The organism is Paracoccus sp. KR1-242, assembly GCF_049446195.1.
Lineage (GTDB): Bacteria > Pseudomonadota > Alphaproteobacteria > Rhodobacterales > Rhodobacteraceae > Paracoccus > Paracoccus broussonetiae.
In genome coordinates this window covers 51,311-66,651 of the sequence record NZ_JBMSED010000002.1, presented here as the reverse complement: position 1 = coordinate 66,651, position 15,341 = coordinate 51,311, and the positions used below count along the sequence as shown (strand labels likewise).

Genomic DNA, 15,341 nt, shown 5'->3' with positions numbered 1-15,341 from the left:
CGCCCTGCGTCAGGTTCACGGGAAAGTCCGATGCGTGTTTTGATTGTCGAAGATGACGACATCCTTCGGGATGGTCTTGGCGTCGGCTTGCGGCTGGCGGGGTTCTCGCCCGATGCCGTGGAAACCTGTGCCGATGCGGCGGCGGCGCTGAAGGCGGGCGATTTCCAGGTGATGGTGCTGGACCTGATGCTGCCTGACGGGTCGGGTCTGGACCTGCTGCGACGTTTGCGGGCCGATGGTGTTTCGATGCCCGTTCTGGTCCTGACCGCCCGCGACCGGCTGGAGGAGCGGGTCGCGGGCCTTGATGCCGGGGCGGACGATTATCTGGGCAAACCGTTTGAGCTTGAGGAACTGGCCGCAAGGCTGCGCGCCCTTCTGCGCCGCAACCATGGCCGGGCCGAAAGCGTGTTGCAATGGAACGGGCTGTTGCTGGACCCGGCCCGGATGCGCGGCACGCGCGGCACCGAGGAGATCACCTTTTCCAATCGCGAGTTCACCATCCTGCACGCGCTGATGGAACGCCCCGGCGCCGTCATGGCCAAGGCCGCGCTGGAGGAGCGGCTTTACGGCTGGCAGGAGGATGTCGAAAGCAACACGGTCGAGGTGCATGTCCACAAGCTGCGCAGCAAGCTTGGTCCCGACTTCATCACGACGGTGCGCGGGGCGGGTTACCGCCTTGCCGACGAAAAGGTGACGACATGAGATCGATCCGCACCCGCCTGTTCGCAATCCTGCTGGCGGCGACCGGGCTGGTCTGGCTGTCCGCAGTGATCTGGATCCAGTATTCGACGGAAACGCAGGTCGGGCAGGTGCTGGACCGGCGGCTTGAGGAATCGGCCCGCATGGTCGCCTCGTTGATCGGGCGCAATCAGGGCGTCGTCACGCCGCATACGGCGGATATGGTCGGCCATGCCCCGGCGCTGGACGGGCAGCATGACTATGCCCGCCAGTTGATCTGTCAGGTCTGGGGCTTTGACGGCAAGCTGCGCAGCGCCTCGCAGGGGGCACCGCAGGGGCAGCTTGCCGATGGCGGCTCGGGCTTCAGCGAGCGCGCGGTCAACGGCGAGGTCTGGCGGGTCTACAGCCATGTCGACGAAGACCTTGGCATCCGCGTCATGGTGGGAGATTCCCTGCGGGTGCGCGACATGCTGGTCAATGATGTCGCACTGGGGGTGATCGCGCCCGCGGTTCTGATCCTGCCCATCCTTGCGCTGCTGATCTGGTGGGCGGTCGCGCGTGGTCTGCGCCCGGTCGAACAGCTAGCCGCCACGCTGGCGCAGCGTCCCGCGACCGATCTTGGCGCGCTGGACGAAACCCATGTGCCGACGGAATTGCGCACGATGACCAGCGCGCTGAACGGCCTGTTCCGCCGCGTCGATCAGGCGCGCGACCGCGAACGCAACTTTACCGCCTTTGCCGCGCATGAGCTGAAGACGCCGCTGGCCGGGCTGAAGACACAGGCGCAGATCGCTGCCATCGCGCCCGATGACGCGACGCGGGACAAGGCGCTGGGGCAGATCGCGGCGGCGGTGAACCGCAGCGACCGGCTGGTCGGCCAGTTGCTGGCGATGACCGCAGCGGAAAGCGCCACGCTTGCCGAACTTCCGGCGCAGGATGGCGCGCAGGTTCTGGCCGACGTGGCCGAGGCGATGGCCCCGCTGGCGGCCTCGCGCGGGGTGCGTCTTTCCGTCCGGTCCGAGGCCGGGCCCTGGCGCACCGATCAGGTCGCCCTGCTGTCCGCGGCGCTGCGGAACCTGCTGGAAAACGCGATCCTCGCCTCGCCGCCCGATGCCGAGGTCGAGGTGGCGTTGCGACTGGACGGCGCGCGGATCGTGTTCGAGGTGCTGGATCGTGGCCGTGGCATCGCCGAGACCGACCGCCCGCATGTGACCGACCGCTTCTATCGAGGCGCCGCCAGCCCTTCGGGCGAAGGCAGCGGGCTGGGCTTGGCCATCGTCGCCGCCGCGGTTGAGCGTATGGCGGGCGAGTTGACCCTGACCGCGCGCAAGGGTGGTGGCGAGCGGGCAAGCCTGTCGTTTCCGGCGGCCTAGCGAACCGGATCGCGACCCAAAGGCATCGTGTTCGTCGATCATCACGCGCTGCGCATCCGTCTGAGGTCGAGCCCCTTGATCGCGCAGGAGGTCGGACAGGCGCGTCAGATCGGGCACCGTGACTCGATAGGACGAAAACCAAGCCGGACCCACATCAGAAACCACCTCCAACCGACCGCCTTCACGCAGCAAGAAGCAGACCATATCCTGCGCGGGATGCGGTGCCGCCGACCGCATCTGGATCAACCCGTTCTCTGTTCCCAAAGTATGGCGGTTGCGGGGGCCGACTTGAAAACCCAAGAGCCGATAAAACTCCGCCGCCGCCTCATGGTCGTGGACCGCGAGCGCCAGATGGTCGATGCGTCTTTGGGCCATGGCTGCGCGGAGACGCCGCGCGGTCTGAAGCTTCGACAGCCTCCGACACATAGCCCGCCTCGGCCGCGCTGGTTTCACTTCCGGCGAGCAACAGGCGCTCGGACCAGGGGCCGTCGACCCATAACTCCTGCGGCGCGGGGTGCCCCATGACCAGACCGAGGCGCTGTCGCTGGCGGATCGGATCGCGGTGATGAGGGGCGGGTATCTGCGCCGGCTTCCTCGGCCAGCCGGGGATCAACTTCTTCCCGGCGGAACAGCTGCCCGACACGCGCGATCTTGTCGGCCTGACGATCGGTTTGGGGGTGCTGACAGTCCACGCGGACCGACCGGAGGGCGCGGCGATCGAGGGCAGGGTGGTGCTGTCGGAAATCTCCGGGGCAGAGGTGATCCTGCATTGCGAGACCGCGCTGGGACGATTGATCGTTGCCAGCCCGCGCCAGGCAATGGCGGCGGTGCCGGACACCGTCTGAATCGGCTTCGACCTTGATGATGCCCTCTGGTTCAATGCCACCAGCGGCGACCGGGTGCAGCACCCGGCGGAAAGCGGGGGCAAGTGACGGAACAGGCGGAGCTGCCGCATGTGATCACCGACCTGGTGGCGAGGGGCGGTTGGCGCCTCACCGATGCCGACGCCCGGCTGCTGGATGTGCCGCTTGATACCGAAACCGCGCTTGCTGCCACCGATGCCTGCCGCGTGCACGGGTTGGCCACGGCGGATGCGATCATTTACGCGACGGCCCAGACGCATGGCTCGCGCCTCTTGACCTGCAACGCGCTGCCGCGTGTGACGCTGATCGCGAAGCTCAAGGCATAGGCTGTCTCCGGGGCGCTGAAGGGTAAATACGACGACCCTCACGCCGCAGAAACCGGTTCGCAGATTCAGGCTCGGATAGGGCGCAGGATGGCCTATTGCTGACGCTCAGCGCTAATTCTTGCCGTGATGCCGCGTTCGGAAAATCCGCCACGGTTGCCCTGCTGCGATGTTCTGGAGGCGATCACTGCGGGGCGTGAAACCCTGCCCGGACCGCGGCGAGCCCGCCCATCGCATAGCGAAACAGATGCTCGACAAGCTCATCCTGTGAGGTGGCGCGCATTTGATCCGCGACCGGCGTCCCGCTGCGTCCCAGCAGCATGAAGGCCACGCAGGGGGCGGCGATGCAGGGCAGGCAGCGCAGCAAATCCGGGGTCTGCTGCGGGATCGCGGTGATCTCGGAAAGGATCGGCAGGATGGCCTGCAGCTTGGGCAGCACCTCCCGGGATTGGAGAACCTGAAGATGCGGACTTGGCGCGACGATCTCGCGACCCAGCACGATCATCGGCCATTCCGCCGGATTGGCGCGCCCACCCAGAAGGAAGCGGATCAACTCCTTCAGCTTTTCCTCGGCGGGCCCATCGCCCGCGACGATCTGTTCGATATCCTGCAGGTCGGCAATCCGGCGATGCGCCTCGATCAGGACCGCCTGGTAGAGGCCTGCGCGATCGCGGAAATGGTAGTTGATCGAGGCAAGGTCGACCTCGGCCTCGGCCGCGATGTCCTTGTTCGTCGTATCGGCAAAACCCGAGGCCGCGAAACGCTCGCCAGCGACGGCCAGGATGCGCGCCCGCGTCGCTTCGCCATCACTGCGCCCGATGCGACGTCTCGTGGTCTGTGCCTTGCTCATCCTGAACGGTCCTGATTGGAACAAGAATTTTCCTGCGGTGCGAACCTTTCAAGACAGGTCCGCGTGACGTGGGGAGCGGAAACTCTAATCTGGATTTACATTAAAAGCAATTTAGACTAAGCATTCTACCGAAGCCATGGTTCGCCGGATCACGCTCATGAAGAAGATTTTGCCGATCATCCTTGTCATTGCCCTCGCTGCCGGCGCCCTGTTCTGGTGGCAGAGCCGTGGGGCGGACGCATCTGGCGACCTTGCGCTTTACGGTAATGTCGATATCCGGCAGGTCGCGCTGGCCTTCGATGGCAGCGGCAGGATCACCGAACTGGCGGTCGAGGAAGGCGATCCGGTCAAGGCAGGTGACGTGATCGGCCGCCTCGATACGCGCTCGCTGGAACTGCAGGCCAAGGCGCAGGAAGCGGTCGTCGAAGCCGAGCGGCAGGCACTTCTGGAACTGAAGGCGGGTTCGCGCCCCGAGGAGATTGCTCAGGCGCGGGCCAAGGTCGCATCGACCAGAGCGACGGCGGAACTTGCCACCCTGCAGCGTGATCGCGCGGCTCGGCTGGTGACCTCGCGCACGGCGAGCCAGCAGGATCTGGACCGCGCGGAAGCCGAAGCCCAGGCCGCGAGCGCCATGGTCGATCAGGATGTCGCGGCGCTGGACCTGATCCTTGCCGGGGCGCGACCCGAGGCCATTGCCTCGGCTCAGGCGCAGTTGCAATCGGCCGAGGCGCAGCTGGAACTCTTGCGGCACGAGATCAGCCTTGGCGAATTGCGCGCCCCTGCCGATGCGGTCATCCGCTCGCGCCTGCGCGAACCAGGCGACATGGCGACTGCGCAATCGCCGGTCTATGCGCTGGCGCTGACCGACCCGAAATGGATCCGCGTCTATGTGCGCGAGGCCGATCTCGGCCGTATCCGTCCGGGTATGGCCGCGCGGGTCCAGACCGACAGTTTTCCGGGCCAGCCGATCGCGGGGCAGGTCGGCTATATCTCCTCGGTCGCCGAGTTCACCCCCAAGGCCGTGCAGACCGAGGAACTGCGAACCAGCCTCGTCTATGAGGTCCATGTCACCGTCACGGACGAGGAGAACAGGTTGCGCCTTGGCCAGCCGGTGACGGTCACTCTGATAGAAGAGGCGGCAAAGTGATGGCCCCGACCGTCGAGGCCGAGGGGCTGCGAAAGGTCTTTCCCGATCCCGACCGGGGCGCTGTCACCGCGATCGACAATCTGTCCCTGACCGTGAGGCCGGGCGAACTGACTGCGCTGGTGGGGCCGGATGGCGCGGGAAAGACCACCCTGATGCGCATGCTTGCGGGCCTGTTGCGACCGGATCAGGGCAGGTTGCAGGTCCTTGGCATCGATGTCGCGCGGGCCCCGCAGCAGGTGCAGGACCGGATCAGCTACATGCCGCAACGCTTTGGTCTTTATGAAGATCTGAGTGTGCATGAAAATCTTGATCTTTACGCGGATCTGCATGGCGTGCCGCAGGATCGGCGCAAGGAACGCTTCGCTCGGATGCTGGCAATGACCGATCTGGCGCAGTTCACCGAACGTCCCGCGGGCAAGCTTTCAGGCGGGATGAAACAAAAGCTGGGGCTGGCCTGCACTCTGGTGCGCTCGCCAGATTTGCTGCTGCTCGACGAGCCCAGCGTTGGCGTTGATCCGCTGTCGCGCCGCGATCTGTGGAAGATCGTGCAGGCGTTGGTCGAGGACGAGGGGCTCAGCGTGATCGTCAGCACCTCCTATATGGACGAGGCCGAGCGTTGCGCGCGGGTCCATGTCATGCAGGAGGGCCGGATGCTGGCCGAGGGCACGCCCGCCACGCTGCTGGAACGTGCGCGAGGCCTGACCTTCGTCGCGACCCCGCCTGCGGGCAGGCCCGCGCGCGAGTTGCAGGCCCGGCTGATCGACGCACCCGATGTCATCATCGACGCGGTTCCGCAGGGCGGCAACGTCCGCTTCATCCGCAAACCCGATGCCGATCCGTCCCGACTGGCCAAATTGCTGGAGAATGCGCCAAGTGCGGCCCGCCCCGAGGAGTTGGAAGACAGCTTCATGATCCTGCTGCGCGAGCAGGATCACGAAACAACACCCGTCACGGCGGAAGCCGGGCTGGATCATCCCTCCACCAACGGCAAGCCGGTCATTCTTGTCCGTGACCTGGTGCGCAAGTTCGGTGATTTCACTGCCGTCGCCAGCACCTCCTTTGAGGTCGGGCGGGGCGAGATATTCGGGCTTCTTGGTCCGAACGGGGCAGGCAAGACGACCACCTTCCGCATGCTTTGCGGACTTCTGCCCGCCACAAGCGGTCAGCTTGAAGTCGCGGGCCGCAACCTGCGCGTCGCGCGCGCGCAGGCTCGGGCGCGGATCGGCTATGTCTCACAGAAATTCGCGCTCTACGGCAATCTCTCGGTGCGACAGAACCTCGAATTCTTTGGCGGGGCCTACGGGCTGGGCGGCAGGCTCTTGCGCGAACGCATCTCCGATGCCCTCGAACAGTTCGACCTTGACCCGGCGGCGCAAGGCGGGCTTCTGCCCGCGGGCTACAAGCAGCGGCTCGCCATGGCGACCGGGCTGCTGCACCGCCCCGAGATCCTGTTTCTGGACGAGCCGACCAGCGGCATCGACCCGCTTGCCCGCCGCGCCTTCTGGCGACGGATCACGGCGCTTGCCAGGGGCGGCACGACCATCATCATCACCACGCATTTCATGGAAGAGGCCGAGTATTGCGACCGCATCGCCATTCAGGATGCGGGCGAGATGCTGGCCATCGGCACCCCGCAACAGGTCCGCGAAATGGCCGGAAAGGCCGGGGCCACGGACATGAACAGCGCCTTCATCGCGATCGTCGAGGACGCGCGGGCCCGGCGTGAAAGGCAAGTGGCATGAGCGGCGCGGGGACGCGCCTGCTTGCCCTGACCCGCAAGGAAGTCCGGCAGATGCTGCGCGACCGCAGCAACCTGATCGTGGGCCTCGCACTGCCGGTCGTGCTGATCCTGCTTTTCGGGTTTGGCCTGTCCTTCGACGTAACCGACGCCCGCGTCGCCGTGGTGATGGAGGACAATTCCGCCGCCACCCTGAACGCCGTGGCGGGGCTTGCAGGATCGGATTACCTCAGCCCGATCTGGACCCATTCCATGCCCGAGGCCGAGGCCCTGATCCGCGCCGGGCGGGCAGACGCCATTCTGCGCGTGCCTGCCGAATTCACCCGCGACCTGCTGCATGGTCAGGGAAACCTGCAACTGATCCTGAACGGGGTCGATTCAAATACCGCCCAGGCCATCGAGAGCTATGCCACCGGTGCGATCCAGACCGCGCTTGCGCATATTGCCGACCAGCAGGGCGATCCCTTCACCACATCGGCCAGCGTCACGCCGGTTCAGCGAACATGGTTCAACGAGGCGAATGACAGCACATGGTTCCTCGTCCCTGGCCTGATCGTGCTGGTGATGACGCTGATCGGGGCCTTCCTGACCTCGCTGCTGATCGCCCGCGAATGGGAGCGGGGGACACTGGAATCCCTGTTCGTCACCCCGGCGCGGCCGATCGAGATGGTGCTCTCGAAGCTCGTCCCCTATCTCGTGATCGGGGTAATCGACCTGACCATGTGCCTGGTCGCCGCGAAATTCGTCTTTGGCGTGCCGATGCGCGGCTCGCTTTGGATCATCATCCTGTCTTCGCTGCTTTACTTGCTGGTCTCGCTGGCGCTGGGGCTGGTGATCTCGGGGGTGACCAGGAACCAGTTCGCCGCCAGCCAGCTGGCGCTTCTGGCAAGCTTCATGCCCGCGCTGATGCTCTCGGGTTTCGTTTTCGATCTGAGAAACGTGCCGGTCGTCATTCAGCTCGTCAGTAATGTGTTGCCCGCCACGCATTTCATGGGGCTGATCAAGACCCTGTTCATGGCGGGGGATTACTGGCCGCAGATATTGCGCGCCAACCTGACGCTGGCGGCCTATGCGCTGGTGTTGATCGGAATCGCCACGCGCACGCTCGCCAAGAAACTGGACTGAGACCATGCAGGCCGTGATGCTTTACATTGCCCAGACCCTCGCACTGATCCGCAAGGAGCTTCTTGCGCTTCTGAAAGACCCGTCCAGCCGCGCCCTGCTTTTTGCACCCGCGCTGATGCAGGCGCTGCTGTTCGGTTATGGCGCGACCTATGACCTGACCCATGCCCCCTTCGCCGTTCTGGACCTGAGCCGGGGCGCCGCCTCGACCGAGATCACCGCCCGCATCGAGGGCACCGGCGTCTTCAAGCGCATTGCGACGCTGGAGAGTTCTGCGCAGATCCCGGAACAGATCGACAGTGGCAAGGCGCTGCTGGTCGTGACCTTCCCGCGCGATTTCGAGAACCGCCTTTCAGCCGGGACCGAGTCCCCGATGCAGGTGATCCTTGACGGGCGCAACTCGGCGACGTCGGGTGCGGCGGCCGGACAGGTCGCCGCAATCGTTGCTGCCTACATCCAGTCGCTGGGAGGAAATTCGCCCGTCACCATCACCCGCCGCGCCTGGTTCAATCCGAATTTCGAGTCCCGCTGGAACCTGATGCCGGCGATGATCGCCTCGCTCAGCATGTTGCAGACGCTGATGATCGCGGCACTCTCGGTCGCGCGCGAGCGCGAGCAGGGGACCTTCGATCAGTTGCTGGTCACGCCGCTGACCCCTTCGCAGATCCTGATCGGCAAGGCCCTGCCAGCGATCTTCGTCGGGCTGGTGCAGTCGACGATCATCTTCCTGATCATCCTCCTGTGGTTCCGGATCCCGATGGCAGGCTCGGTCTGGCTGCTTTACGTCGGGCTTCTGGTCTTTACCACCGCGGCGGTCGGGATCGGACTTTCGATTTCCGCCGTGTCGCTGACCATGCAGCAGGCGATGCTTTACACCTTCATGCTGGTCATGCCGCTGATGCTGCTTTCGGGCCTGCTGACCCCGGTCAGGAACATGCCGCATGTCCTGCAGCTTGCCACCTATGTAAACCCGCTGCGCTTCGGCATCGACATCGTGCGCCGGGTCTATCTGGAAGGCGCGACATTTGCCGATGTCGCGCCAAGTTTCCTGCCGCTGCTTGCCGTCGCTACCGTGACCCTGCCTCTGGCGGCCTGGCTGTTTCGACACAGATTGAGCTGATCTCAGCCCACCCACCGATCGCGGAAGCACAGGTGGGTCGCGCCAGGATCAAGCGCTCTGCCGCTCCACGTAGTCAGTATTCATCGTGCAGGCGCACCCAGCTCATGGTGTCGGTCTCGTTGCGCCCCTTTGGGGTCAGGTCGAGCCAGTTGAAGGCACCGATCTGCAGCTCGTTGCCGCGATGATAGGTCGAATAGGTGTGGAAGGTGTCACCGCTTTCGTCCTTGGCAAAGATGCTCGTCCCGAACATGTCCGGACTGTTCCGGATGACCGTCCCGTAATTGTAGATGGCGCGGCCGGCTTCGCGATCCTCGGGCGTGAAGGATACCGCGAAATCGAAATTGAAACTGTTGCGCGCAGAGGACAGCCAGGGAAAGGTCCACCCCAACCGCCTCTTGACGGCCTGGATCTGCTCGACAGGGACCCGAGAGATTGCGGCGAATGACAGATCGGCCTGCTCGAAATGCTGCCGCGCTGCGTCGATGTGATCGGCAATGAAGGAACAGCCCGAGCAGATATGGTCCGATCCCGGTGTCAGCATGAAATGGTAAACGGCCAGTTGGCTGCGCCCCTCGAACAGGTCACCAAGCGATCTCTCGCCGTTTGGTCCGTCGAAGATATAGGTCTTGTCGAGCCGGACCCAGGGAAGCTGGCGCCGCTGCGCCCGCAATGCGTCCAGTTCGTGGGTCATGGCGCGCTCGCTGGCCAGCAGGGACTTGCGGGCGTCGAGCCATTCTTCGCGCGATACGATTGAAGGTGTCATGGGTTATTCTCCGTGAAGCTGGAATTGCGAGGGGAGCCCGCCGAGCGGGCAATCAGCCGCAACCAGGGCGGCAGATGAAAAATGCTCATCAAGAGATACATCCCGGTCATGCCGCTCATCGGCGAGGCGCCGGGCGCCGAGAGACAGAGACTTCCTCCGTCCTGCGCAGTCATTGCCGCCATGATCGCAAAGATCGGCGACGCGGTCAGGGACAGCCATCCGGCGTAATCCTTCGCCATTGTCATGTCTCGCCTCCTCTCTGATGTTGATGGAGCACCACGACCCTACGGCCGGTTGTGGGCCGCGGGTGAGTAACAAACATGGCGGGATTGCGATGGATCCGGTGATTACAGCTGCTGCGCACGCCCTTGCCCGGGGCGACGCACTGGGGACCCTGAAGCGCGTGGCCCTGCGGGACGACCCGCATGCCCGCGCGCTGCGGGGGATTGCCATGGCACAGCTGGGCGATTTGCCGCGTGCCCGTGAACTGCTGCGCGACGCCGCCCGCGACTTCGGTTCCGGCTCGGCACTGATGGTCGCCAAATGCAATCTGGCATTTGCCGAAATCTCACTGGTGCTGCGCGACCTGAGCGGGTTGATGCACCTGTTGCAGACAACGGGAAGCATTCTCGAAAGGCACGGCGACCGATCCAACCTTGCCCACGCGACCTACCTGCAAGCGCGACTGGCTTTGCTTCTCGGTCGATTGGGTCAGGCCGAAGACCTTCTGTCCTCGATCGATCCCTCAATGATGCCGAGCGTATCGCGACCGGGCTATTGGCTTGTCGCGGTCGGCATCGCGATGCGGCGGGTCGAGGCCGGCAAGGCCCGTCTCGCCCTGCTTGAGGCGGCCCAAGCCGCGCAGCTTGCATCAGTTCCGGCATTGCTGGCCGAGGTGGAAACCGCCCGTCAGGCCGCCCTGGCACCGGCGGTTCGGCTGATCGCGGAAGGAAAGGATCGCAGCCTCAGCCTTGCCGAGTTGGAAAAGATCCTGGCCTCGGAAAAACTGGTGGTCGATGCGTGCCGAAGCCTGCTGCGTCAGGGGCCGGATATCATAGATCTGCGCGGTCGGCCGGTCCTCTTTGGGTTGCTCCGCAATCTGGCCGAGGCCTGGCCGAACGACGTCCCGCGCGAACATCTGTTGCAGCGCGTCTTTCGGGCCCGGCAGGCGGACGACTCGCACCGGGCCCGCCTGCGGGTCGAGATTGCGAGGCTGCGCAAGGTGCTCGGCCCACTGGCCGGGGTGGGGGCGACGCGCCTGGGCTATGCGCTGAAGCCGAAAATAGGCACCCCGGTGGTCCTTGCACCCCCGGTTCAGGGGCCGCACGCTGATATTCTGGCCCTTCTTGCCGATGGCGAGGCGTGGAGCAGTTCGGGCCTCGCCCTTGCGCTGGATGTCAGTCCACGGACGGTACAACGCATGCTTGATGCGCTGCGCCGGTCCGGTAAGGTCGAATGGTTAGGCCACGGCAGGTCGCGGCGCTGGACATTCGCGGGGGTCCCGGGTTTCCCGACAGGATTGTTGCTCCCGGTGAATTCCATTGGAGAGTAGGAAGGCAGCATGAAGCACCAAGCCGAGATCCTATGTGAGTACGGTCCCTTTCCCCGGACCGATGCAATCCACGGGGTCAGCTTCGACGGCCGCAGCGTCTGGGTCGCGACCGGCGATCATTTGCTCGCCATCGACCCCGAGAGCGGCGAACCGGGACAGATGCTCGATATACTCGCCGATGCCGGGACGGCCTTCGACGGGCGGCATCTGTATCAGATCGCGCAATCCCTGATCCGAAAGATCGACACCGCGGATGGCAGGGTGGTGGCGACGATCCCGGCGCCCGGAGGCGAGCGGGCCTCAGGTCTGGCCTGGTCCGAGGGCTCGCTTTGGGTCGGGCAATATGACGGGCGGGCGATCATCCAGATCGACGCCGAGACAGGCGAGGTCCAGCGAGAGATCCGCTCAAACCGTTTTGTCACTGGGGTCAGCTGGGTCGATGGTGAGCTTTGGCATGGCACATGGGAAAATGGGCAAAGCGAGTTGCGCCACATCGATCCAATCAGCGGTGTCGTGCTGGACAGCCTGGAGATGCCTGCGGGAAAGATCATCTCGGGTCTCGAATCCGATGGTGGCGAAAGGTTCTTCTGCGGTGGTGGGGACAGCGGCAGGTTGCGGGTCGTCCGGCGACCAAGGGCTGCGAAATAGCCACTGGCTCGAGGCGCGCGATCGGGACGAAGAATGCCGCGCAACTTGAAGATAGGCTGCCTTGAAACGGAAGGCAGCCGACCTCGTCACGTGGCTGCGATCAAGGCATGACCGGAGGCTGATAATCCAGCGTGCCGGCAAGCGCCCACAAAAGGAACAGCACCACCGGCGTGTGGGTCAGGAACTGCGCAAAGGTAAACCCGACAAGATCTCGCGCCTTCAGATGCATGATGCCCAGCAATGGCAGCATCCAGAAGGGATTGATCAGGTTGGGCAGCGCCTCGGCGGCGTTATAGATCTGGACCACCCAGCCCAGATGGATCTGCAGGTTATTGGCCGCCTCCATGACATAGGGCGCCTCGATCAGCCACTTGCCGCCACCCGAGGGCACGAAGAATCCCAGCACGGCCGAATAGATCCCGGTCAGGAAGGCGAAACTGTCGTGCGATGCAATGCTGACCACGAAATCGGATAGGTGGTGGGTCAGCGTGTGCCCGTCGGGACCGGCTGCCGCTGTCAGGATGCTTGCGATTGCACCGTAAAGCGGGAACTGGATCAGGACCCCGGCCGCGACGGGCACCGCCTTGTAGACGGCATTGAGGAAGTTCCGCGGGGTCCAGTGCAACAGCATCCCGAGCAGGATGAAAATCAGGTTGAAGGTGTTCAGGCCGGAGATGGCGACAAGCACCGGTTTGGTGGTGAATTCATGCCAGACCCAGCCCAACCCCAACGCAACCAGCGCCAGTGTCAGCACTGGGCTGAACTCCAGCCATTCGCCAGGACGTTCGCGCCGGGGCAGGGGGTCGGCGGCAATGTTCAGCTCGATGCCGAGATCCTCTGCGCTTCGGGCGCGCCCCGGTGCGGGGGCGGTCCAATAGGCCACCAAGGTCGAAAGCGTGACCAGGACCAGCGTGATGAGCACGCTTTGCCACAGGAAGATGGTCTGACTGAAGGGAATGACGCCTGTGATCGGCATCAGGCTGGCGGGGATGCTGGCCGGATTGGCCTGCAACTGGGCCGCCGAAGAACTGATCCCCAGCGCCCAGGTCGCACCCATGCCCAGATAGGCAGCTGCCCCTGCTGCGCGATAATCCATCGCCAGATCCCGCCGCCGGGCCAGTTCCTTGGCCAGCAGCGCCGCAAAAACAAGGCTGAGCGCCCAATGCAGCAATGAAACCATGACGCTGATGAAGGCGACATAGGCAACGGCACCCCGCCCGGTCCGCGGCAGCCGGGCGGCGGCAGTGACAAGACGGGTCATCGGGGGCGAACTCGCGACGACATAGCCGGTGATCGCCACCATCGCCATCTGCATCGTAAAGGGGATCAGGCTCCAGAAACCTTCTCCGAAAGCGACCGAGACCTGATGGGGCGATGCGCCGATTGCCATTGCCCCCAGCGCCACGACCACGAGGGTCAGGGCGACGAAGACGTAGGCGTCCGGATACCACTTCTCGCACCACGCCGTGACACGCAGGGCAAGGCGCTCCAGAAAGGGGATGCTGTCTTCGGCTGCGGGGCCCGACCCCGCGAGCAGGCCTGTGCCCGCCCGGTTCTCCGTGGACATGGATATTGCTCCTGTTGGTGGGTTGTTCTGTTGTTTTGGGTCTTCGAGAGCGGTCGCCCCGATGGGGCGCCCGCATGGTCGGTCCGCTACTTCAGGAAGGATCGCGCGGAACGCCAGTCCTGAGGTCGACGGCCTGCTCCAGCAGCCGCGCCACCCCCAGCAATTCGGCATCCGCGCGTGGCCGGGCCATCAATTGCAAGCCGACCGGGCGGCCATCGGAGGTCAGGCCGACCGGGACCGAGATGCAGGGGCATCCGGTCAGAGTCAGAACAAAGGTCAGATACATCCAGTCGATATAGGACTGCAGGGGTTGGCCCGCGATCTCGGTCGGGAAGCGCTGCGTGACCGGGAAAGGCGCAACGGCGACGGTCGGGCAGGCAAGGATGTCGTGTTCACCAAAGAACGCAGCCAGCCGCAGGAAAATCTGGCCCCGCTGGCGTTCGGCCTGCGCCACATCTGCCCCGGACTGATGCAGGCCCTTCTCGATGTTCCAGATGATCTCGGGACAGATGCGGGCGCGGTGCTCGTCCAGCAGCGGCCCCCGCACGGCGGCGATCAGGTTGGCGCGCAGGGTCTGGAACGCGTCGATCCCGCCCGAGAAATCCGGGCAGCCATCGTCGACAACAGCGCCGGCATCGGCAAGGCGCAGCACCGCAGCCTGACAAATCGCGGCGACCTCTGGATCGACCTGTCCCAGCCCGAGATTCGGGGAGAAACCGATGCGCCCCGGCCGGCCGGGCTGCCGCACCGCTTCGACATGGGATCGCGCGGGTGCGGAATAGGACAGCGGGTCACGCGGATCGAACCCCGCTTGCGCATCAAGCATCAGGGCCACATCCTCGACACAGCGACCCATGGGACCCTCGACCCACAGCGGATCAAAGGGGGCCACGGATTCCGGGCGCGGAACCCTCCCCGCACTGGGCCGCATGCCGACGACCCCGCAGAAGCTTGCAGGAATGCGGAGACTGCCGCCAAGGTCGTTCCCCGTCGCGAGCCAGATCATTCCGGAGGCGAGCGCGGCTGCCGATCCTCCGGACGATCCGCCCGCAGTCAGATCGGTGTTCCACGGATTGCGGGTCGCCCCGAACACCGTGTTGAAGGTGTTCGCGCCGGCGAATTCGGGCACGTTCGACTTAGCGATGGCGATTGCGCCATGCGCCTGCAGGTTCGCCACCGTCAGGTCGGAACGCGCCGCCACGTTCTGCGCATAGATGGGCGAGCCATAGGTCGTGGGCAGCCCCGCCAGGTCGTTGTAGTCCTTAACCGCGATCGGCAATCCCGCCAGCCAGCCGGGACGATCATCCTGTTCGGCCGATGGCGGTGGCAAGGCCCGCGCTTCGTCACGCGCCTGCTCCAGCCGGCGTATCGGCAATGCGTTGACGACAGGGTCCACCGCCTCGATGCGGGCGATGGCGGCATCGACCAGTTCCAGCGACGAAACCTCGCGACGTTTGAGCAGGTCCACGGCCTGCGATGCGGTCAGGCTGCAAAGGCCGTGGGCTGTGGGACCGGGCTGGGTGGCGGTGGCGAGTTTTGCGGGGCTTTGCTGCAAGGGATCCTCCTGACATGCTTGGAGTTGAGGCACGCTGCGCGA

Annotated in this window: 15 protein-coding genes and 1 pseudogene; 10 read left to right on the top strand and 6 right to left on the bottom strand. The window is 64.8% G+C overall.

Features of this window, described 5'->3' with window-relative positions:
• Positions 1 to 30 precede the first annotated feature (30 nt).
• Together ACO2Q4_RS03865 and ACO2Q4_RS03860 are read left to right on the top strand one after the other, a co-directional pair.
• Positions 31 to 702 carry a response regulator gene (locus tag ACO2Q4_RS03865; protein ID WP_423317401.1) on the top strand — a complete coding sequence of 224 codons (672 nt, stop codon included), beginning with the start codon at positions 31 to 33 and terminating at the stop codon, positions 700 to 702.
• Complete coding sequence (locus ACO2Q4_RS03860) at positions 699 to 2,051, top strand: ATP-binding protein (RefSeq protein WP_395131708.1); 1,353 nt, start codon at positions 699 to 701, stop codon at positions 2,049 to 2,051. The genes ACO2Q4_RS03865 and ACO2Q4_RS03860 overlap by 4 nt, the downstream gene beginning before the upstream one ends.
• 45 nt (positions 2,052 to 2,096) lie before the next feature.
• Here ACO2Q4_RS03860 and ACO2Q4_RS03855 read toward each other — a convergent pair.
• Positions 2,097 to 2,426 (bottom strand): annotated as a pseudogene (locus ACO2Q4_RS03855) (VOC family protein); the annotation flags it as partial.
• Positions 2,427 to 2,728: 302 nt separating this feature from the next.
• On the opposite strand from ACO2Q4_RS03855, the gene ACO2Q4_RS03850 reads away from it, so the two are divergent.
• The gene (locus tag ACO2Q4_RS03850; protein ID WP_423317399.1) at positions 2,729 to 2,896 is read left to right on the top strand and encodes a hypothetical protein; all 168 of its coding nucleotides are present in this window, start codon (positions 2,729 to 2,731) and stop codon (positions 2,894 to 2,896) included.
• Positions 2,897 to 2,979: 83 nt separating this feature from the next.
• A complete protein-coding gene (locus ACO2Q4_RS03845) occupies positions 2,980 to 3,240 on the top strand; it encodes a PIN domain-containing protein (protein ID WP_423317397.1) in 261 nt (86 codons plus the stop codon).
• Positions 3,241 to 3,421: 181 nt separating this feature from the next.
• Here ACO2Q4_RS03845 and ACO2Q4_RS03840 read toward each other — a convergent pair whose 3' ends face one another.
• Positions 3,422 to 4,087, bottom strand: coding sequence for a TetR/AcrR family transcriptional regulator (locus ACO2Q4_RS03840; protein WP_423317395.1), 666 nt, complete (start codon positions 4,085 to 4,087; stop codon positions 3,422 to 3,424).
• Positions 4,088 to 4,244: 157 nt separating this feature from the next.
• Here ACO2Q4_RS03840 and ACO2Q4_RS03835 point away from each other — a divergent pair, with 157 nt between their 5' ends.
• The 4 genes from ACO2Q4_RS03835 to ACO2Q4_RS03820 are packed head-to-tail and all read left to right on the top strand — an operon-like array spanning position 4,245 to position 9,214.
• A complete protein-coding gene (locus ACO2Q4_RS03835; RefSeq protein WP_311761234.1) occupies positions 4,245 to 5,234 on the top strand; it encodes an HlyD family efflux transporter periplasmic adaptor subunit in 990 nt (329 codons plus the stop codon).
• Entirely contained in the window at positions 5,234 to 6,976 is a 1,743-nt protein-coding gene (locus tag ACO2Q4_RS03830) for an ATP-binding cassette domain-containing protein (protein WP_423317393.1), read from the top strand. The genes ACO2Q4_RS03835 and ACO2Q4_RS03830 overlap by 1 nt, the downstream gene beginning before the upstream one ends.
• The gene (locus tag ACO2Q4_RS03825) at positions 6,973 to 8,097 is read left to right on the top strand and encodes an ABC transporter permease (RefSeq protein ID WP_423317391.1); all 1,125 of its coding nucleotides are present in this window, start codon (positions 6,973 to 6,975) and stop codon (positions 8,095 to 8,097) included. Before ACO2Q4_RS03830 ends, ACO2Q4_RS03825 begins: the two co-directional genes overlap by 4 nt.
• A 4-nt stretch (positions 8,098 to 8,101) precedes the next feature.
• Complete coding sequence (locus tag ACO2Q4_RS03820) at positions 8,102 to 9,214, top strand: ABC transporter permease (protein ID WP_423317389.1); 1,113 nt, start codon at positions 8,102 to 8,104, stop codon at positions 9,212 to 9,214.
• A 73-nt stretch (positions 9,215 to 9,287) separates the two neighbouring features.
• Here the strand turns inward: ACO2Q4_RS03820 and ACO2Q4_RS03815 are convergent, their stop codons facing one another.
• Both ACO2Q4_RS03815 and ACO2Q4_RS03810 read right to left on the bottom strand, forming a co-directional pair.
• The gene (locus tag ACO2Q4_RS03815) at positions 9,288 to 9,977 is read right to left on the bottom strand and encodes a DUF899 domain-containing protein (RefSeq protein WP_423317387.1); all 690 of its coding nucleotides are present in this window, start codon (positions 9,975 to 9,977) and stop codon (positions 9,288 to 9,290) included.
• Positions 9,974 to 10,222 carry a hypothetical protein gene (locus ACO2Q4_RS03810; RefSeq protein WP_423317386.1) on the bottom strand — a complete coding sequence of 83 codons (249 nt, stop codon included), beginning with the start codon at positions 10,220 to 10,222 and terminating at the stop codon, positions 9,974 to 9,976. Before ACO2Q4_RS03810 ends, ACO2Q4_RS03815 begins: the two co-directional genes overlap by 4 nt.
• 89 nt (positions 10,223 to 10,311) lie before the next feature.
• Between ACO2Q4_RS03810 and ACO2Q4_RS03805 the strand changes: the two genes are divergently transcribed.
• Together ACO2Q4_RS03805 and ACO2Q4_RS03800 are read left to right on the top strand one after the other, a co-directional pair.
• Entirely contained in the window at positions 10,312 to 11,529 is a 1,218-nt protein-coding gene (locus ACO2Q4_RS03805; protein WP_423317384.1) for a helix-turn-helix domain-containing protein, read from the top strand.
• A 9-nt stretch (positions 11,530 to 11,538) separates the two neighbouring features.
• Positions 11,539 to 12,177, top strand: coding sequence for a glutamine cyclotransferase (locus ACO2Q4_RS03800; protein WP_423317382.1), 639 nt, complete (start codon positions 11,539 to 11,541; stop codon positions 12,175 to 12,177).
• 100 nt (positions 12,178 to 12,277) lie between these two features.
• Here ACO2Q4_RS03800 and ACO2Q4_RS03795 read toward each other — a convergent pair whose 3' ends face one another.
• Complete coding sequence (locus tag ACO2Q4_RS03795) at positions 12,278 to 13,744, bottom strand: short-chain fatty acid transporter (protein WP_423317380.1); 1,467 nt, start codon at positions 13,742 to 13,744, stop codon at positions 12,278 to 12,280.
• Between the two features lie 91 nt (positions 13,745 to 13,835).
• A complete protein-coding gene (locus ACO2Q4_RS03790; RefSeq protein ID WP_423317378.1) occupies positions 13,836 to 15,299 on the bottom strand; it encodes an amidase in 1,464 nt (487 codons plus the stop codon).
• Between the last annotated feature and the right edge of the window lie 42 nt (positions 15,300 to 15,341).